This window comes from Stenotrophomonas sp. STEN031, from assembly GCF_056759975.1.
This window is the reverse complement of the sequence record NZ_JBRREA010000020.1, coordinates 32,211-50,589: the sequence shown is the minus strand read 5'-3', so window position 1 is coordinate 50,589 and position 18,379 is coordinate 32,211. Positions and strand designations below refer to the sequence as shown.

General features: G+C 65.1%; 14 protein-coding genes. 1 reads left to right on the top strand and 13 read right to left on the bottom strand.

Annotated elements, in window-relative coordinates; translation table 11 throughout:
- Nucleotides 1-258: 258 nt before the first annotated feature.
- The 9 genes from gdhA to ilvC form a co-directional block, all read right to left on the bottom strand.
- Entirely contained in the window at nucleotides 259-1,608 is a 1,350-nt protein-coding gene (gdhA, locus tag ACVOLQ_RS11245; RefSeq protein WP_313492868.1) for an NADP-specific glutamate dehydrogenase, read from the bottom strand.
- Between the two features lie 129 nt (nucleotides 1,609-1,737).
- Entirely contained in the window at nucleotides 1,738-2,799 is a 1,062-nt protein-coding gene (gene leuB / locus ACVOLQ_RS11240) for a 3-isopropylmalate dehydrogenase (protein ID WP_481528056.1), read from the bottom strand.
- A 343-nt stretch (nucleotides 2,800-3,142) separates the two neighbouring features.
- Nucleotides 3,143-3,721 (bottom strand): 3-isopropylmalate dehydratase small subunit, encoded by a 579-nt coding sequence (gene leuD / locus ACVOLQ_RS11235; RefSeq protein WP_481528055.1) that lies wholly within the window; start codon nucleotides 3,719-3,721, stop codon nucleotides 3,143-3,145.
- 85 nt (nucleotides 3,722-3,806) lie between these two features.
- A complete protein-coding gene (leuC, locus tag ACVOLQ_RS11230) occupies nucleotides 3,807-5,225 on the bottom strand; it encodes a 3-isopropylmalate dehydratase large subunit (protein WP_481528054.1) in 1,419 nt (472 codons plus the stop codon).
- A 35-nt stretch (nucleotides 5,226-5,260) separates the two neighbouring features.
- Nucleotides 5,261-6,814 (bottom strand): 2-isopropylmalate synthase, encoded by a 1,554-nt coding sequence (locus ACVOLQ_RS11225; RefSeq protein ID WP_414717093.1) that lies wholly within the window; start codon nucleotides 6,812-6,814, stop codon nucleotides 5,261-5,263.
- On the bottom strand, nucleotides 6,811-7,911 hold the full coding sequence (locus ACVOLQ_RS11220; RefSeq protein WP_481528053.1) for a threonine dehydratase: 1,101 nt from the start codon (nucleotides 7,909-7,911) through the stop codon (nucleotides 6,811-6,813). The genes ACVOLQ_RS11225 and ACVOLQ_RS11220 overlap by 4 nt, the downstream gene beginning before the upstream one ends.
- A gap of 111 nt (nucleotides 7,912-8,022) precedes the next feature.
- Nucleotides 8,023-8,274 (bottom strand): ACT domain-containing protein, encoded by a 252-nt coding sequence (locus ACVOLQ_RS11215; protein ID WP_313173550.1) that lies wholly within the window; start codon nucleotides 8,272-8,274, stop codon nucleotides 8,023-8,025.
- A complete protein-coding gene (gene ilvG / locus ACVOLQ_RS11210; protein WP_313173549.1) occupies nucleotides 8,258-9,985 on the bottom strand; it encodes an acetolactate synthase 2 catalytic subunit in 1,728 nt (575 codons plus the stop codon). The genes ACVOLQ_RS11215 and ilvG overlap by 17 nt, the downstream gene beginning before the upstream one ends.
- A 38-nt stretch (nucleotides 9,986-10,023) precedes the next feature.
- Nucleotides 10,024-10,998 carry a ketol-acid reductoisomerase gene (gene ilvC, locus ACVOLQ_RS11205; protein WP_313173548.1) on the bottom strand — a complete coding sequence of 325 codons (975 nt, stop codon included), beginning with the start codon at nucleotides 10,996-10,998 and terminating at the stop codon, nucleotides 10,024-10,026.
- Nucleotides 10,999-11,641: 643 nt separating this feature from the next.
- On the opposite strand from ilvC, the gene ACVOLQ_RS11200 reads away from it, so the two are divergent.
- A complete protein-coding gene (locus ACVOLQ_RS11200; protein ID WP_313173547.1) occupies nucleotides 11,642-12,490 on the top strand; it encodes an AfsR/SARP family transcriptional regulator in 849 nt (282 codons plus the stop codon).
- A gap of 184 nt (nucleotides 12,491-12,674) precedes the next feature.
- On the opposite strand, the gene ACVOLQ_RS11195 is transcribed toward ACVOLQ_RS11200, so the two are convergent.
- The 4 genes from ACVOLQ_RS11195 to ACVOLQ_RS11180 are packed head-to-tail and all read right to left on the bottom strand — an operon-like array spanning nucleotide 12,675 to nucleotide 18,374.
- Entirely contained in the window at nucleotides 12,675-13,973 is a 1,299-nt protein-coding gene (locus ACVOLQ_RS11195) for a type II secretion system protein (RefSeq protein ID WP_481528052.1), read from the bottom strand.
- Nucleotides 13,970-15,061, bottom strand: a complete 1,092-nt coding sequence (locus tag ACVOLQ_RS11190) for a type II secretion system protein (protein ID WP_313492862.1) — start codon at nucleotides 15,059-15,061, stop codon at nucleotides 13,970-13,972. Before ACVOLQ_RS11190 ends, ACVOLQ_RS11195 begins: the two co-directional genes overlap by 4 nt.
- Nucleotides 15,058-17,679: a hypothetical protein gene (locus ACVOLQ_RS11185; RefSeq protein ID WP_481528051.1), complete on the bottom strand. Its 2,622-nt coding sequence runs from the start codon at nucleotides 17,677-17,679 to the stop codon at nucleotides 15,058-15,060. The genes ACVOLQ_RS11190 and ACVOLQ_RS11185 overlap by 4 nt, the downstream gene beginning before the upstream one ends.
- 14 nt (nucleotides 17,680-17,693) lie before the next feature.
- On the bottom strand, nucleotides 17,694-18,374 hold the full coding sequence (locus ACVOLQ_RS11180) for a type II secretion system protein (RefSeq protein WP_481528050.1): 681 nt from the start codon (nucleotides 18,372-18,374) through the stop codon (nucleotides 17,694-17,696).
- Nucleotides 18,375-18,379: the final 5 nt, after the last annotated feature.

Sequence of the window (18,379 nt, the reverse complement as noted above, 5' to 3'; positions counted from 1 at the left end):
TTCCGTTGTTGTAGTGCTGTACGGAAGGAATTTTTCGCTGGCAGCTATCGGCAGAGAAGGGGGCCTGCACGCTGCGCGTGCATTGATGTCGCCGTGAATGTTGGCAGTGCCAACAGCCTGCTGCACGCGTACCAGGCGGTACAGTGCGGTGGGTTGCGGCAGGCATCGGTGGCATGTGGAAGTGGCCAACGATGACGTACCGTAAAAGAGAACGGCGCCCAGGGGCGCCGTTGCTGTGCTGCGTTTCCTGGTGCTGCCTCAGTACAGACCCTGCGCCAGCATCGCGTCGGCAACCTTGACGAAGCCGGCGATGTTGGCGCCGTCCACGTAGTTGACGCTGCCATCGGCACGCACGCCATGCTGCACGCAGTTGGCGTGGATCTCCTTCATGATCACGTGCAGGCGCTCGTCGACGTCGGCATGGCGCCAGGACAGGCGCAATGCGTTCTGGCTCATTTCCAGGCCGGACGTTGCCACGCCACCGGCGTTGCTGGCCTTGCCCGGTGCATACAGCGTGCCGGCCTGCAGGAACACATCCACCGCTTCCAGCGTGGACGGCATGTTGGCGCCTTCGGCCACGCACAGCACGCCGTTGTGGACCAGGGTGCGGGCGTCGGTTTCATCCAGTTCGTTCTGGGTGGCGCAGGGCAGGGCGATGTCGGCCGGGATATGCCAGGGGCGACGGTCGGCCAGGAATTCGAAGCGGGCATCGTCGGCCAGTTCGGACAGGCGGCCGCGGCGCTCGTTCTTCAACGCCATCACTTCCTGCAGGCCCTGCTCGTCGAAGCCATCGCGTGCGTACAGGGTGCCGCCGGAGTCGGAGAAGGTCAGGACCTTGGCGCCGAGTTCGCTGGCCTTGATGGCCGCGTACTGGGCGACATTGCCGGAGCCGGAGACCAGCACCTTGGCGCCATGGGTCTGGCGCTTGGCGTGGTGCAGCATCTGCTCGACGAAATAGACCGTGCCAAAGCCGGTGGCTTCCGGCCGCATCAGGCTGCCACCATAGGCCAGGCCCTTGCCGGTGAACACGCAGGCGGCGTCATTGCTGAGCTTCTTCATCATGCCGGCCATGAAGCCGACCTCGCGTGCGCCGACGCCGATGTCACCGGCCGGCACGTCGGTATCCGGGCCCAGGTGGCGGTACAGCTCCAGCATCAGCGCCTGGCAGAAGCGCATCACCTCGCCATCGCTCTTGCCCTTGGGATCGAAGTCCGAGCCGCCCTTGCCACCGCCCATCGGCAGGGTGGTCAGTGCGTTCTTGAAGGTCTGCTCGAAGGCCAGGAACTTGAGGATGGACAGGTTCACCGAGGGGTGGAAACGCATGCCGCCCTTGAACGGGCCGATCGCCGAGCTGTGCTGCACGCGCCAGGCGCGGTTGACGTGGGTCTGGCCCTTGTCATCGGCCCAGGCGACGCGGAACTGGATGACCCGCTCCGGCTCTACCAGACGTTCCAGCAACCCGTATTGCGTGTATTTCGGGTTCTGCTGCAGGAAGGGCCACAGGCTGTGGGCCACCTCTTTGACTGCCTGCAGGAACTCGGATTGGTTGGGGTCGCGCTTGGCCACATAGGCCAGGAAGTCGTCGGGGGTACGGTAGTTCAAGGTCATTCCTTTTCAATGCGGGACCTGAAGAACGGGTCCAATAGGAGACAGGTCCAAGAAAAAAAGCAGCGTGGTATCCACCAGGCGGGAACAGCCCGCAAAAAAAGACGCGGCCAAAGGCCGCGTCCAGTTACATCATTTCAACTGCGCAAGCACGGTCGCGCCGGCTTGCCGGGTGCTGAGTGCCTGGCCTTGCGCGGCCAGGTCGGCGGTGAAGTGGCCGCCATCCAGTGCTGCGGTGACCGCCTGTTCGATGGCGGCGGCTTCGGCTTCCAGCCCCAACGAATGACGCAGCAGCATCGCCGCGCTCAAGATGGTGGCATAGGGGTTGGCAATACCCTTGCCGGCGATATCCGGAGCCGAACCGTGGATCGGCTCGTAGATGCCGACTTTGCCTTGTTCCCCCAACGAGGCGGAAGGCAACAGGCCCAGCGAGCCGGCCAGCATCGAGGCCTCGTCGGTGAGGATGTCGCCGAACATGTTCTCGGTGACGATCACGTCGTAGACGCGCGGCTTGGCGATCAGGTGCATGGCCATGGAGTCGACCAACTGGTGTTCCAGCTCCACGTCCGGGAACTCTTCGCGGCCGATGCGGGCGGCGATATCGCGCCACAGGCGCGAGGTTTCCAGCACGTTGGCCTTGTCCACCGAAGTCAGCTTGCCGCGGCGCTGCTGGGCCAGGCGGAAGGCGCTGCGCAGCACGCGCTCGATTTCCACCACGGTGTAGCGGCACAGGTCGCTGGCGCTGCCGGCGTCACGGGTCTTGTCACCGAAGTAGATGCCGCCGGTGAGCTCGCGCACCACCACGAAGTCCACGTCCTTGAGCAGTTCCGGCTTGATCGGTGAGGCGTTGAGCGCGGCCGGATGGGTGCGTACCGGGCGCAGGTTGGCAAACAGGCCCAGCGCCTTGCGGATGGCCAGCAGGCCTTGTTCCGGGCGCACCTTGGCATTGGGGTCGGACCACTTGGGGCCACCGACGGCGCCCAGCAGCACGGCATCGGCCTTGCTGCAGGCTTCCAGCGTGGCGGCCGGCAGCGGCTCGCCGTGCTTGTCGATGGCAATGCCGCCGATGTCGTGTTCGCTGAAGCTGAAGCTGTGGCCGAAGCGGGTGGCGACGGCCTTGAGCACGTCGACGGCGACGGCGGTGATTTCAGGACCGATGCCGTCACCCGGCAGTACGACGATATTGGCTTGCATGTAGGGGTTCCGGTTGCTGCTGTTGTTGGGAGCTCCCTCCCTTGCGCCGAAGGCGCAGGGGAGGGCCGGGGAGGGGTTAGCTCTTGCCGTTGCCGTTTGAGCACTACAAGCCAAAAGCCAACCCCCTCCCGACCTCCGCTGGCCGGCTACGCCAGCATGGGGCGGGGGGTTGCGCGCGCTGCCCTGCGGGCGATGCGGTTTTACTCCCTCCCTTGCGCCGAAGGCGCAGGGGAGGGTTTGGGAGGGGTAGCTTCTGCCGTTGCCGCTTGCGCATTACAAGCCGAAGCCAACCCCCTCCCGACCTCCCCCTGCCGGCAACGCCAGCAAGGGGAGGGGTGTTTCGTCAGGCTGCCTTCGCAGCCTCATACCGCTCGATTTCATCCACCCGGCCCAGCAGCCAGCCCAGCTGATCCACGCCTTCCAGCAGACAGGTCTGCGAGAAGCCATCCAGCGGGAAGCTGTACGCCTTGCCGCTGGACGTGCGCAGCTCACGCGCTGCTACATCCACGGTCAGTTCGTCATCCGGGTTCTGCATCAGCGCTTGCACGTCGGCTTCGTCCAGCACGATCGGCAGCAGGCCGTTCTTCAATGAGTTACCACGGAAGATGTCGGCGATCTCGCTGCTGACAATCGCCTGCAGGCCCAGATCCGTCAATGCCCACGGCGCATGTTCGCGCGAGGAGCCGCAACCGAAGTTGCGCCCGGCCAGCAGGATGGCGCGGCCCTGGTTGTGCGGCTGGTTGAAGGCGAAGTCCGCATTCGGCGAGCCATCGGCCTGCCAGCGCCAATCATTGAAGGCATTCTTGCCCAGCCCGGCACGCTCGGTGGTGGACAGGAAACGCGCCGGGATGATCTGGTCGGTGTCGATATTGGTCTGGCGCAGCACCACGCTGCGCGAAACGATGCGGGTCAGTGCGGCCATCAGTACAGCTCCAGTGCGTAGCCCTTCTCCCACCGGGAGAAGGCGGCGCGCAGCGCCGGATGAGGGTGTGCTTGTGTAATTTTCATCACGCCACCTCCTTGGCAAACAGATCGCGGGTGTCGGCAACACGGCCGTTCACCGCCGCCCATGCCGCGCTCATCGGCGAAGCCAGCAGGGTGCGCGACCCCGGGCCCTGGCGGCCTTCGAAATTGCGGTTGCTGGTGCTCACCGCCAGCTGGCCCGGTGCGACCAGGTCACCGTTCATGGCGATGCACATCGAGCAGCCCGGCTCACGCCATTCGGCACCGGCAGCGCGCACGATCTCGTGGATGCCTTCGGCCTCGGCGTCGCGCTTGACGATCTCCGAACCCGGCACCACCAGCATGCGTACGCCATCGGCGACGCGGCGGCCGCGCAGCACCTGCGCCACTTCGCGCATGTCACTCAGGCGGCCATTGGTGCAGGAGCCGACGAACACCACGTCCACCGGCGTGCCGACCAGGGAATGGCCGGCCTCGAATTTCATGTAGTCCAGGCCCTTCTGCGCAGCGGCGTCGTTGGCGGCCGGGATCGGCGCATCCACTGCAATCGCGGTGCCCGGGTGCGTGCCCCAGGTCAGGGTCGGGCGGATGTCGGCGGCATCGATCTGCACTTCCACATCGAAGCGCGCGCCGTCGTCGGTGTTCAGGGTCTTCCAGTACGCCACGGCGGTGTCGAAGTCAGCGCCCTTGGGGCCACGCGGGGTCTTGCCGACCCAGTCGAAGGTGACCTGGTCCGGTGCCACCATGCCGGCGCGGGCGCCAGCCTCGATCGACATGTTGCACAGGGTCATGCGCTGTTCCATGTCCATCGCGCGGATCGCCGAGCCGCGGAACTCCAGCACATGGCCGGTGCCGCCGTTGACGCCGATCACGCCGATGATGTGCAGCACCACGTCCTTGGCGCCGACGCCCGGGGCCAGTTCGCCATCAACGGTGATGGCCATGGTCCTGGCTTTGCGCTGCAGCAGGCACTGCGTGGCCAGCACGTGGCCGACTTCGCTGGTGCCGATGCCGAAGGCCAGCGAGCCGAACGCACCATGCGTGGAAGTGTGGCTGTCACCGCAGACGATGGTCATGCCCGGCTGGGTGAAACCCTGCTCCGGGGCGATGACGTGGACGATGCCGCGGTTGGCCGAGGACAGGTCGAACAGCTCGATGCCGTACTCGGCGCAGTTCCTGGCCAGCGTTTCGACCTGCGCCTCGGAGGCCTTGCTGGCGTAGGGCAGCTTGCCGTCCGGGCCGGCCGGCAGGGTCGGCGTGGAGTGGTCCATCGTCGCCTTGGTGCGGTCCGGGCGGCGCGGCTTCAGGCCGCGCTGGCGCAGTTCGGTGAAGGCCTGCGGCGAGGTCACTTCGTGGATCAGGTGCAGGTCGATATACAGCACGGCCGGCGCGTTGTCGGATTCGGGGACGACAACGTGGGCGTCCCACAGTTTGTCGTACAGGGTTTTGGGTGCGGAGCTCATCAGTACGTTCCGTTGCCTATGTTCTGCCGTCGCGCTCAGGCGCTGACGGCTTCCTCGGTCTTGCTGCCTTCACGCTGGCGCAGCAGGCGGTTGGTGACATCCAGCCAGGCCAGGGCGCTGGCTTCGATGATGTCACGGCTGGTGCCGGTGCCTTCGAGGATCTCGCCTTCGTGGCGCACGCTCAGGTTGGCTTCGCCGCGGGCATCGGCGCCGATGCCGACGCTGTGCACGTGGTAGCTGTCCAGGGTCAGCTGGATGCCGGTGGCGGCCGACAAGGCCGAGAACAATGCATCGACCGGGCCGTCGCCCTGCGCGGTTTCGGCCACGCGGTTGCCTTCCGGATCGGACAGTTCAACCAGTGCGTTGGCGCGGCTGCCGACGTCGCTGATGGTCATCGAGGCCAGGCGGTAACCGTCGCTGCTGGAGGTGCCCTGCATCAGGGTCTGCAGGTCGGCGTCGGTGACCACGCGCTGCTGCTCGCACAGCGCCTTGAACTGGTCGAATACCAGCTTCAGTTCTTCTTCTTCCAGCCAGTAGCCCAGTGCACGCAGGCGCGCCTCGACCGCGGCGCGGCCACTGTGGCGGCCCAGCACCATCTGCGAGGACTCCCAGCCCACGTCTTCCGGACGCATGATTTCGTAGGTGTTGCGGTTGCGCAGCATGCCGTGCTGGTGGATGCCGGATTCATGGGCGAAGGCATTGGCGCCGACGATGGCCTTGTTGCGCTGGACCGGCATGCCGACCAGGCGCTGTAGCAGCTGCGAGGTGGGCACGATGCGTTGGGTGTCGAAGCCGGTATCGAAGTTGTAGAAGGCGTTGCGTACCTTCAGCACCATCGCGATTTCTTCCAGCGCACAGTTGCCGGCACGCTCGCCGATGCCGTTGATCGAGCCTTCCACCTGGCGTGCACCGCCTTCGATGGCGGCCAGCGAGTTGGCCACGGCCAGGCCCAGGTCGTTGTGGCAGTGGGTGCTGAACACCACCTTGTCGGCGCCGGCGGCATTGGCGATGACATGCTGGAACATCGCGCGGATCTCTTCCGGCGTGGTGAAGCCAACGGTGTCGGGCAGGTTGATGGTGCGCGCACCGGCGGCAATGGCGACCTGGGTGACTTCGGTCAGGAAGTCCAGTTCGGTGCGGGTGGCGTCCTCGGCGGAGAACTCGACATCGTCCAGATAGCCGCGCGCCATGCTCACATGCTTGTGCACAGACTCCAGCACCTGTTCCTTGCTGATGCGCAGCTTGTGCTCGCGGTGCAACGGACTGGTGGACAGGAACAGGTGCAGGCGCGGGCGCGCTGCGGCTTCCAACGCCTTGATGGAGGTTTCGATATCGCCGGCCAGGCAGCGCGACAGCACCGCCAGCACCGGCTGGCGTACCTCGCGGCCGATCAGGGCCATGGCTTCGCGGTCGGACTGCGAACTTGCGGGGAAGCCGGTTTCGATCACGTCCACGCCCAGTTCCGCCAGCGCCCTCGCCATCACCAGCTTCTGTGGTGGCGTCATGCTGCAGCCGGGTGATTGCTCACCGTCGCGCAGGGTCGTGTCGAAGATGGTAATTCGCGGGGTGTTGTTGGTTGGAGTATTCACCAGAGGGTCTCCTCGACTGCGGCGGTAACGGGAATTTTGGGGGGTTCGGATTTGGGGCTGCGCTGTGTCGCTGCGACGACACGGCTTCTAAGTCGTTCGGCGTTACGCCGTCGAGGTTTACGCGGGGGACTGGGGCGCACTTCAGACAACAAGGTCGACAATACCGTGGCATCGATGTTGCCGCCCGATACCACCGCACACTTACGCTTGCCGGAGACGCGGCGGCCGGCGGCCAGCGCCAAAGCGCCGGCGCCTTCGGCGATGACATGCTCTTCCAGCGCCAGTCGCACCAGGGTTTCGCGCAGTTCGGCTTCGCGCACGATGACCACGTCGTCGAGCAGGCTGGCGCACAGGCGGCGGGTGATGAAACCGGGGATCTTGACCTTGACGCCATCGGCCAGGGTCGGCACCGGGTCAACTTCGCGCACATCGCCCTTGATCGCGCGTGCCATCGAGTCCACGCCTTCGACCTGTGCGCCGATGATGCGCACGCCCTGCGACTTCAAGGCCAACGCAACGCCCGAGGCCAGGCCACCACCGCCGATCGGCACGATCACCACGTCCGGTGCATGCGGTGCCAGTTCGATGCCCAGCGTGCCCTGGCCGGCGATCACGTCGGGATCGTCGAAGGCGGACAGGAAGCGGTAGCCGTTCTGTTCGGCCAGCTCGCGGGCGAAGGCATAGGCTTCGTCATAACTGTTGCCGTGCTGGCGTACGGTCGCGCCCCAGTGCTGGACGCCGGCGATCTTGGTGGCCGGTGCACCATGCGGCATCACCGTGATGGCCTGCACGCCCAGCCGGTGCGAGGCCCAGGCCACGCCCTGGGCGTGGTTGCCGGCCGAGGCGCAGATCACCGGGCGTTCGTCGCCGCGCTCCAGCGCGGCCAGCATGGCATTCAAGGCGCCACGCACCTTGTAGGAACCGGTGCGCTGCAGGTTTTCGAGCTTGAGCCAGGTGCCGAAACGTTCGGCGTAATGCAGCGGGGTAGGCGGCAGGAAACGGCGCAGGCGGGCCTGCGCGGCCAATACGTCGGCGACGCTGACGTTCAACGTGTCAGCGGGTGTTGCAACTGCGACGGTGCGGCCACGGTCAGGCATGTACGTGGCCGTCACCGGATACAAGCGAACCAGCTGTCGACTGTTCGCGTTGAAGAAGACGCCTCCGTGGCTTGTGGCGGCGTACTACCGGTACGCCACTTACGTCGCTGCTCATACGCTGGCACCTGCTACCGGTACCAGCTGCACGGATTCGCAGTCGTAGACCTTCTGCAACTGGTGGCACAGGGTTTCCGGCGGGCGCGTGCCATGGATGTCCATCTGCACGTGCCAGCGGCCGGCATCGTCGGCATTGCGATTGCCGGCGATGTTGCTGGGGGCAAAGCCGCGCCGTTCGACCATGCCGATCACGCGCACCAGCGCGCCTTCGGCAGGCTTCAGCACCAGGTCAAGCCGGTATTGCATTGGAACTCTCCTGCACTGCCTTGGCATGGGCTGGGTTGCTGTCCAGCATGGTGCTGTTGGCGTTGTTGGGTGGCACCAGCGGCCACACGTTGGCGCGTGCATCGATGGACACGTGCAGCAATGCCGGGCCGGGCGTATCCAGCATGGCGGCCAGTGCATCTTCGACCTGTGCGCGCTGGGTGATGCGGGTGGCGGGGATGCCGAATACCTGCACCAGCGCTGCGAAATCCGGGTTGTCGGACAGATCGATCTCGCTGTAACGCTCGGCGAAGAACAGCTCCTGCCACTGGCGGACCATGCCCAGCGAGGCGTTGTCCAGCAGCACGATCTTCACCGGCAGGCGACAGCGGGCGATGGTGGCCAGCTCCTGTACGTTCATCATGAAGCTGCCATCACCGGAGACCAGCACCACGGTGCGATCGGGGCAGGCGAACTGTGCACCCATCGCCGCCGGCAGGCCGAAGCCCATCGTGCCCAGCGCACCGGAAGTCAGGTGGTTGCGTGGGTGGTTGAAGCGGCAATGCTGGGCCACCCACATCTGGTGCTGGCCGACATCGCAGGCGATGACGGTATCCGCCGGCGCCACTTCGCTCAGCCGCTTCAGCAGCGCCGGGGCATAGATGTCGTGGCCGGGGGCGTCATAGCGGGCGGCGAATTTTTCACGGTTGGCGGCGCAACGTGCGCGCCAGCTGTTGCAGCTGCTGCGGATGCTGGTCAACGCCTGCAGGCCGGTCTTGACGTTGCCGGGGATGGCGATGTCGACCGCGCGCAGCTTGGAGATCTCGTAGGCATCGGCATCCAGATGGATGACGCGGGCGAACGGCGCGAACTCGGCCAGCTTGCCGGTGGCGCGGTCATCGAAGCGGGCGCCGACCACGATCAACAGGTCCGACTCCTGCACCGCCATGTTGGCGGCGCGGGTGCCGTGCATGCCCAGCATGCCCAGGTACTGCGGGTGATTGGCCGGCAGTGCACCCAGGCCGCGCAGGGTCAGCACGGTCGGGATACCCGAGCTTTCGACGAAGTGGCGGAACTCGCCAACCGCATCGGCCAGGCCGATGCCACCACCGCCATAGATGACCGGCTTCTCTGCAGCGGCGATCATTTCCACAGCAGCGGCCAAACGCTCGGCCGACGGTGCCGGAACCGGATCGATCGAGGCCGGCACGTGATCGGGCAGGTGCGAGGCATCGCCCAGCTGCACGTCCTTGGGCAGGTCGATCAGCACCGGACCGGGCCGCCCTTCACGGGCGACACGGAAGGCCTCGGCAACCACCTGCGGCAGCTCATCAACGCTGCGCACCAGCCAGCTGTGCTTGACGATCGGCATGGTCATGCCGAACACATCCAGTTCCTGGAACGCGTCGGTACCCAGCAGCGGGGTAGCGACCTGGCCGGTCAGGCACACCATCGGTACCGAGTCGAGCATGGCGTCGGCGATGCCGGTGACCAGGTTGGACGCGCCCGGGCCGGAGGTGGCCACGCATACGCCTACCTTGCCGCTTGCGCGGGCATAACCATTGGCGGCAAGCGCCGCACCCTGCTCGTGTCGTACCAGGATGTGCTTGAGGCTGGAGTCCACCAATGCGTCGTAGAACGGCATGATGGTGCCGCCCGGGTAGCCGAACAGCGTTTGCACGCCTTCGGCTTCCAGGGCCTGCGTCAGCCAGCGTGCGCCGTTACGGGGCGCACCGGGGGTGGAAGTGTTCATGCAGCGACCTTTGCCAGTTGCGGGTGGGGGACCGCGGATTACGCAGTCTGACCTTGCAGCCAAACCATCTTGGCGCGCAGTTCCTTGCCAACCTTCTCGATCGGATGTTCCATGTCGGCCTGCTGGAACTTCTTGTAGTTCGGCAGGCCGGCGTCGTACTCGGCTTCCCAGTTCCGGGTGAAGGTGCCGTTCTGGATGTCGGTCAGCACGTCCTTCATGCGCGCCTTCACTGAGGCATCGATGACGCGCGGGCCGCTGACGAAATCACCGTACTGCGCGGTCTCGGAGATGAACTCCAGCATGCGGGTGATGCCGCCTTCGTAGAACAGGTCAACGATCAGCTTCAGTTCGTGCAGCACTTCGTAGTAGGCGATTTCCGGCTGGTAGCCGGCTTCGACCAGGGTTTCAAAGCCGGCCTGCACCAGCGAGGAAGCGCCACCGCACAGCACGGCCTGCTCGCCGAACAGATCGGTTTCGGTCTCTTCCTTGAAGGTGGTCTTGATGATGTTGGCGCGGGCGCCGCCCAGGCCAGCGGCATAGGCCAGTGCCAGTTGCTCGGCCTTGCCGCTCTTGTCCTGGTAGACCGCGTAGATGCACGGCACGCCGCGGCCGATTTCGTACTCGCGACGGACCAGTGCGCCCGGGCCCTTCGGCGCGACCAGCACCACGTCCAGGTCGGCGCGCGGCTCGATCATGCCGAAATGCACGTTCAGGCCGTGCGCGAACAGCAGGCAGGCGCCCTGCTTCATGTTCGGTGCCAGCACCTCGTTGTAGAGCTTCTTCTGCACCATGTCCGGGGTCAGCACGGCGACCAGGTCGGCGTCCTTGACCGCTTCGGCCGGGGTCTTGACGGTGAAGCCATCGGCCTGTGCCTTGACCTCGGTGGGGCCGCCAGCGCGCAGGCCGACAACCACGTCGAAGCCGGATTCACGCAGGTTCATGGCATGGGCGCGGCCCTGGCTGCCGTAACCGACGACGGCGATTTTGATCTGGGGCAGTTCGTTGGTGCTCATGGTGCTTGGGTTCCTTGCGATCAAGAGAGACATGCAGAAATAAAAACGGCCGTTGCGTCAGGACGCAGCGGCCGGGGCGGGCGGGGCAGACACCATGCAGGCGGCAGCGCTGCGGCAGGCAGCGTTGGCGGTGTGTTTGTTCGTGGTGTCAGTGGTTGGGTACATGGTTTCAGATGAAATAGAAGCTGGAAACGAAAAACCCCGCACCGGGGTCGGCGCGGGGTCTTTAGTCGAATCTGGCTGTCTTTACGTTACGCGCCAGTCTGCCCCGCACCTGTTGGCTCGGTAATAAGTACGAGTACAAGAATCGAGGCCACGGCGTGGGCCGGGGTCGAAGTCAGGTCAGCGGTGGCGTTGTGGCGTTGCAGCATGGGTCGAGATAACCACCCCGTAGACGCGGTGTCAACGCTTGCAGGTGTGATTGCCTGGATTTGCCGCGCAAGCCCCGTCGTAGCGGCATGGTTGCGGCTGAAACCTACGTCGGGGCCGATCCGCAGCGCGCCGATTGCGCGGATTTCGCCCCACGGCAGCAGCCCGACCAAGGTCCGAACGCGATCATTCGCAGATTGATGATTGGATTGCGCTGCTTTTGCCGGTTTAACAAGTAAGGGCCTCATTTGCTGGGCCAACCGGGGGCAAAACCATGACGCACGTAGTAGAGCAGGACACGCCATGCATAGGCGCAAACCGGTGTGGCGGGCACAACAGCGCACCGGTCACGGGTCTGGTGCAGTTGATGGGGCAGGGCGACGGCCTGCCGGCACCATTGATCTATCGAAAGGGTTGGGCCCTGCTGGGCTACCTGGCGATGGAGTCAAACCGCATGCATTCGCGCACGGCGCTGGCGGCGCTGCTGTGGCCGACGCTGGGCGAAACCAGTGCACTGACCAACCTGCGCCAGGTGCTGAGCAATCTCAACCGCTTCTGCAGTGCAGCCCTCGGCACGGACATACTGCGCATCGAGCGCGGCAGCGTGGGGTTGTTCCGGGACCAGGAGATGCGCTTTGACATCGACCTGCTGCAATCGGTGCCCTGCCAGGCGGTCTATATGCTGGCAAGGCACAGCAGCTTCCTGGATGGCATGGATGATATCGCCGGCATAGATTTCCGTAGTTGGTTGGAGACCAGTCGGCAGGAACTGGATGGCAGGCTGGTTGCGGCCGCGGAGAAGTGCTGTGATGAGCTGCTGTCGAGCCGCCAATGGGAGCGCGCGCTGCTGATGGCGCGCGCCTTGGGCCAGCATGATCCGTGGAACGAGGCGCACGCGCAGCGGGTTATGCGGGCCTATACCGGCAGCGGCATGCTCAGCGCCGCCGTCAATGCCTATCAGCGCTTCGAAGTGATGCTCCGATCCGAACTGGGATTGGACCCCGGCAAGGAGATACGCCACCTGTTCGCGCAGATATCCAGCGGGGCAGGGGCACTGGCATCCGCGCGGAGCGGCGGAATGGGGACGGAGCGGACGCATATGGGGCGCGTCGCGCTGGCGTGAGCGACATCCCCCGGAGCACTGCAAGGGCGTGCCTCGCGGCACGCCTTTTTCGTTCCGGAAAAGCAGCATGACGGTGCGTCCGCTGCCGGTGCAGGACAGGTTACGGCGGTGCTTTGTCTTTCTGGACGCCGCCTTGGGTGGCGGCGTTGGTGGTCGGGGTTCCATGCAACAACCGCGGCCTTGCCTACTTGAGACCTTCGGCCGCCGCCTGCTGGGGAAGCCGCGGCGATATGCCCAACATATCCGCCCTGCGTGCCTCCAGGTCGATGGTTCTGGCAAGTTCGGTCGAGCGGCTGGTGAGTGAGTACACGGTACGATCGGGGTCGTCGTCGGTGGGGTTGCCACTGGCAAATGCCGCCTCGGTCTTCTCCGCTGTCCTGACGCTTTCCACCGACTTGGCCTTGGAGGCTGCGGCGGCGACCGTGGCGCCAATCGCACTGCCTACCCCCACGATGGACAAACCGGCGCGCCAGGTCCATGCGCCATAGGTATTGAACGCTTCAGACACGGTATCGTTGCTGCCACCCATGGCGGCGGATATCTGCGCGACCGCGGACTGGATGTCGGCATCCGCACTCTTGTCGGACGCCCGTGCAAGCTCGGACATGATGGAGAGCTGCTCGGCGTAGTCCTCCATCGCCGGTACGTTGATGGCAGCAGCGGCGGCTGCATTGGCATGGGCGTGGAGGGCTGCACCCACCGATTCACCGCAGCGCAGCCGGGTCCACACCTGCTCCAGGCCTACCGCGCGTACCTTTTCGGGATGTTCGACGCTGGCAGGTCGCCGTGGAGAGGGCAGTGCGCTGCTCGCCGCGGAGTCCAGTGAAGCGGTGGAGAGTGCATAGGCGATATTGCCCACCATGGCCTCGCCGCTCCCCTGCGCGCGCAGGGTGCGCAGCTGCCCGGCTTGCAGTCCAGCATTCATCGCGCTGCGCAGTGCGTAGCAGAAGTCCAGGCCATTGATCTCGAGGTCGGCTGTGTCGTCACAAGCCCCCGGCTTCGTGCAGGTGTCGGGCAGCATCACCATGGAGGCGATGCTGGAAGACGTGGCATTGCTTAGCACCTGCAGGGTAGGCGCGCGGTTGGCTGCCACGGTGAGGTCGGCGTTGACGGTTGTCACATCCGGATCAACAGCGGCGAGCGCATTGTTGCGATAGACCGCGTAGCGCAGGCTGGCAGCACGCTGGTCCGGGAGACCGAGCTCCCGGTACGGCAGCTGGCCATGTTCCAGGCTGCAGTCGGGGATGCCGTTGTTATCGGCAGCCGGGCAGGGCAGGTGATGATTGCTTGCCGCATAGGCCAGCAGCGCATCATCGGCGCGCTGCAGCAGCGTGCGTTGCATGATCTGCTGGCTCTCGCTGTGGCTGAGCATCAGCCACCGTGCCAGCAGCACGCCAACGATGCCCAGGATCACCAGCGATACGGTAAGTTCAATCAGCGAGAAGCCACGTACGCGGGATGAGGAAATGTTGGGGTGACTCATTTATCGATTCCTGCGCTGTCCAGGGCTATGGCACTCTGCTTGGCGGCCTGGCTTGCTGCGGAGGCCTTCTGCCACTGTATGGCGGCGATTTCCTTGGCTTGTTTTGCCGCTTGCAAGGCCGCCTCGGCCTCTTCCACCTCACCGGTGGCGAGGTGGACCAGATAACTCGCATAGCCGATGCCGGTGAGTGCATTGGCATGCTCGCCCAATGCGATGGTGATCTTCAGCGGCGTTTCGAAGTCGCCTGGTGTGGTCATCACTGCGGCAATTGTTTCATCGAAGATTGCGAATGCCAGTGCGGCGCCGGCAGCGGCCATGCCGGCATCGGTGGCGGCCTTCAGTGCACGCGCTGTCCGCTCGTCGAACTTCCGGAACCGGGCATTGAACTCGGCGACCCGAGCGGTGCTGTAGGCCGCTGCCGCGGACTGCGCGGCTCCCTGCGCACGACCCACGCGGTCACTGCAGGACAGGCGGCTGGACAGCTCGCCAATGCCGGCGGCCTGGGTGAGGCGATGCGCATTGTCTGGCAACCCGGGCAGGTGAAACGCAATTGCGGCACTGCCGACATCCGCGCCGACATCGGCGCGATGGTTGTTGATGGCCAGTGCATAGGCTGCAGCAAACTCGATGCCAGGAAGCTTCGGCGCGGTTTTCTGCAGGTCCATCAGGCGCAGGCACAGGTCCAGCCCGTTTATCGGCGAGGTCGGGTTGGTGGCAGTGCCATCGGGGATGCGCGGGGAAAAATGGCTGCCAAGCGTCGGCAGCAGATCCGCCTGCACCTGGTAGAGGATGCGCGTGTCGCTGGACAGGCCCAGGTCGCGTACCGGTAGCCATCCGGCGGTCTGGCCCGGATTGGCACGGCCATCACCATCGGTGTCCGCCGCCGGAAGCTTCAGGTTGGCACGCAGATACCCCAGCAGGGCATGCTCGGCCTGTGCCATCCGTTGTTCGTCATTGTCAGCCTTGAGCACCTGCGTGCCCGCAGGTATCAAGGCGAACACCACGGCCGAGATCAACCCTGCAATCACCAGGGCAATGGCCATCTCGACGAGGCTGAAGCCGCGTTGTGCGTGACGATGGATGGTCATGGCGTAGCCACCGCGGGGCGCGCTGGGCCCACCGCGCCGCGCGTGTCGGCCTTCAGCAGCAGCGCGGGAGCGCCCACTACCAGCGCCTCCTCGTTGCCTGAGCCCGGCCCTGCTGCATTCTGCAGCGTGAGATATTTGGCTTCCAGCTCCTTGAAGCGGGCCTCGGTCTGTGTGCGATTTGTGATTGCCTTGTCCGCACCTTCCTTGGCCTGCAGCCAGTCGCCATAGGCGCGGGAGTAGGGATAGCGGGAGCACTCGGACCCCGATTGCCCGGTCGTCCTGAGGAAATCGCAGGCATCGCCGGACACCACGTTTTCCGTGCTGATGAGATGTACGCCATTGGCGCCATCGATCGGCAGCTCGTTGTAGCGCCAGACATTGCTGGTGTCCCAGGTGAACGTCGGGACGCTGGTATCGATGACGACCCTGCGATTGTTCCAGCTGGTCGGGTACCTCAGGTAGGGCGAGCTTTGCCGGTCGTAGGAGCGTTTGGTGGCGTCGCGGTCGCGCTCCTTGTTTGCCAGCGCGTCCTTTGCGCGCTGCAGGTCAAGATCGATCATCGGCGTGCATTGGGCGTCATAGTTGATCGGCTCCCCGGCACCCGGGCTGAGTTCGTTGAACACGCGGGTGGAGCCATCGGGGTTGGCCAGGGTATAGGTGCAGGTTTTCATGTAATGGACCTGCTGGCGCGAGTTCTTGCAGATCTGCATGGAGTCGGGGTTGTTGGCCCCGCGACATACGTTTTCGGCGTCCTTCTCCGCACCCGCAACCAATCCCAGCCACTGCGTCCGGTTGGCTGTCTTCTGGTCGATGGCACGCTTCATGTCATTGGCCTCGCGCTGCAGCACGGTCCATCGCTGGGCATAGCCGCGACGGAGCTTGGCATCCTGCAACGCATTGGGCAGGAAGCGGGTCACCGAGCTCCAGCCCGCGGGTTCCGGTGGGATGACCGCGACGCAGTTGCCGTTGCTGTTCTTGTATGGGCCGGAGCCTGTGTACTCACAGGTGGTTCTCTTGTACTTGGCCGCGGATGGGCCCAGCACCATCAACGAGGCCAGCGATGCGTCCTCGAACGGCAGGATGCGGTTGACGTAATACACCTGTTCGGCGGCGACCATGTTGCGCTCGGTCACCTTTGCGCTCTCGACATCCTGCTTCAACCCGGGCTGGAAGCCGGTTTTTTCCTCACACTCGTATTGCGGGATGCCCGCGTCGTTGAAAATCAATTCTCCGGCGGGGTCCCGGCGCTGTATCGGTAGTCCGGTGGTGGGGTCTGTCTTCGTCTCGCAGACGGTTGCATCGGCGCCGTACAACATCTTTTCCATTGATTTGAGCACCCCCTCGACCGAGGTTGTGTCCGGCCGCTGCCCTGATTCCTTGGCGCGATCACGCGCCTTGACGTTCGCATCCAGGGCCAGGCCGATGGGCACCAGCGCCACGGTGTTCTGCACCAGTGCCGAGATCGACTGGATCATGGCGCCCACGCTGAGGATATTGGCGATGATGTCCTTGCCCAACGGCGCGCAGACAATACCGAGCGAGGCGATGCATATCGCGGTATCGATCCCCAGGGTGACACCGTGGAATACCGCCGATTGGATGGAATCCACCAGCGTCAGCGAGCTGAGCACGATGGAGGTGATCGCCATGACCTGGGCGAAGGTGGCATCGCGGACCTGGGCCTCACCGTTGCCTTCATTCGTGTCCTGGAAATCGATGACGGTGGCATGATTGGCGACGGCACCGGCCAACACGTCCATGGACAGCAACGCCACGCTGCTGGGGGCCTCCATCGCGTTCGGTGCCGCGTACTGGCGGCAGCCCACCAGTGGCGCCAGCTCGGCGAAGGTGCGGGCAAGCGTGCGGTCGTCGTAGTCGACATCACCCGGCTTGGCGGGACTTGGCAACGCCGCTGAGGCGGTGCTGTCGAAACGGCTGCCTTCATTGCCGGTGATACCGGCCGCTACCAGGCCATAGGCAAGGTTGTACTGCTGGTCTGCGGTCCTCGTGGTGGCGTAGGCATCGGCGATGCCGCCGGAAACGGCGTTCTGGCCGAGCGCGGCGCAGAAGTCCAGGCCATTGCCCAGGCCCGCGGTCGGATCAACATAGTCCTCGAAGGCTTCGCCCTGCTCGTTGACCGGGATGTAGGCGTCGCCGGTGTCGGAGAGGGCCGGTTGGCGGTGCTGCGCGCCAGCTGGGTCCGTGGCGATCACGCCACGCGATACCGAGTAGCGGATCGGTCCAATGCCGGCCCCGAGTTCCATGGCACCCGGGAGTACGGCCACGGGAAGGAAGCCGACGGCCTGCGGCGAGCCGGCGCTGCCATCATCAACGCAGCTCTCCAATACGCTGGAGGGTTCCTCGCTCCAGCGGCTGGCCGGGCAGGGCAGGCGTCCATGTGCTGCGGCATACGCGGTGAGGGCTTCGTCCGCCCAGCGCAGGGTGTGCTGCTGGTTGCTTGCCTGGGCGAGTGGTCGCTTGGCGTTGAGGAGCAGGGTGGCGGCGGCCACCGCCACGCCTGCCAGCATCAGCACCAGCATGACCTGCAGCAGGCCAAAGCCGCGTTGGGCGGGGGGTGTGGAGGTATCGGCGAGTGGATCAGGGCTGACGTTGTGCATGACTGCAGGTCCGATTACTGGCTCATTTTTATGTAGGCGGTGACCGTTGCGCTGGCGGCATCCATGCTGGTGGTTGCATTGCTCATTTCGTCGCGCGACCAGGCGGCGTTCTCCGTGGGGGTGGCGACTTTGTTGGTACCTGGCCGCTTCTCGCGTACCCGCCCTGCGCGCGCATCGACCTTGCCGTCGATGCGTTGATCCAGTTGCTGTGCCAGCTCCGGCGTCAGACCATGGAGTACCAGCACGTTGCGTGTTCGCTGGACGTAGCCGGTGGAACTGCTTGGCTCGTGCCAGCCGGAGATCGCCTGCAGGCAGACCTGCAGGCGTTGCGGCAGGCCATTGCGGTCCTGGTAGATGTAGGCATCCTGGCGGCCCTCCATTGCACCTTGTGGCAGGGTCACGCCAGCCTTGAGCATCTCGTCGACCAGCTGCGTGCTGCACAGCGCGGTCGCGGCGGTGCCGCCACCAATCATGCCGGTGAGGGTTCCGTCGTTCGGCACGCTACCGGTCTGGCTCGCGTAGCGGTCATAGGCGAGGATCCAGCCCTGCACGAACTCGCTGCTGATGCGTTCGGCGACCGCGCCGCGGTAGACGTCGCGGCCGACAGTGACCGCACCCAGGATGAGCGCGATGATGACCAGCACCACCGACATCTCCATCAGGGTGAAGCCACGGTTGGATCGGATTGATTTCATGGTCG

Coding starts and splice junctions, on each gene's coding strand:
- gdhA (WP_313492868.1), bottom strand. CDS start 1,608: ATGACCTTGAACTACCGTACCCCCGACGACTTCCTGGCCTATGTGGCC.
- leuB (WP_481528056.1), bottom strand. CDS start 2,799: ATGCAAGCCAATATCGTCGTACTGCCGGGTGACGGCATCGGTCCTGAA.
- leuD (WP_481528055.1), bottom strand. CDS start 3,721: ATGGCCGCACTGACCCGCATCGTTTCGCGCAGCGTGGTGCTGCGCCAG.
- leuC (WP_481528054.1), bottom strand. CDS start 5,225: ATGAGCTCCGCACCCAAAACCCTGTACGACAAACTGTGGGACGCCCAC.
- ACVOLQ_RS11220 (WP_481528053.1), bottom strand. CDS start 7,911: ATGCCTGACCGTGGCCGCACCGTCGCAGTTGCAACACCCGCTGACACG.
- ACVOLQ_RS11215 (WP_313173550.1), bottom strand. CDS start 8,274: ATGCAATACCGGCTTGACCTGGTGCTGAAGCCTGCCGAAGGCGCGCTG.
- ilvG (WP_313173549.1), bottom strand. CDS start 9,985: ATGAACACTTCCACCCCCGGTGCGCCCCGTAACGGCGCACGCTGGCTG.
- ilvC (WP_313173548.1), bottom strand. CDS start 10,998: ATGAGCACCAACGAACTGCCCCAGATCAAAATCGCCGTCGTCGGTTAC.
- ACVOLQ_RS11200 (WP_313173547.1), top strand. CDS start 11,642: ATGACGCACGTAGTAGAGCAGGACACGCCATGCATAGGCGCAAACCGG.
- ACVOLQ_RS11195 (WP_481528052.1), bottom strand. CDS start 13,973: ATGAGTCACCCCAACATTTCCTCATCCCGCGTACGTGGCTTCTCGCTG.
- ACVOLQ_RS11190 (WP_313492862.1), bottom strand. CDS start 15,061: ATGACCATCCATCGTCACGCACAACGCGGCTTCAGCCTCGTCGAGATG.
- ACVOLQ_RS11185 (WP_481528051.1), bottom strand. CDS start 17,679: ATGCACAACGTCAGCCCTGATCCACTCGCCGATACCTCCACACCCCCC.
- ACVOLQ_RS11180 (WP_481528050.1), bottom strand. CDS start 18,374: ATGAAATCAATCCGATCCAACCGTGGCTTCACCCTGATGGAGATGTCG.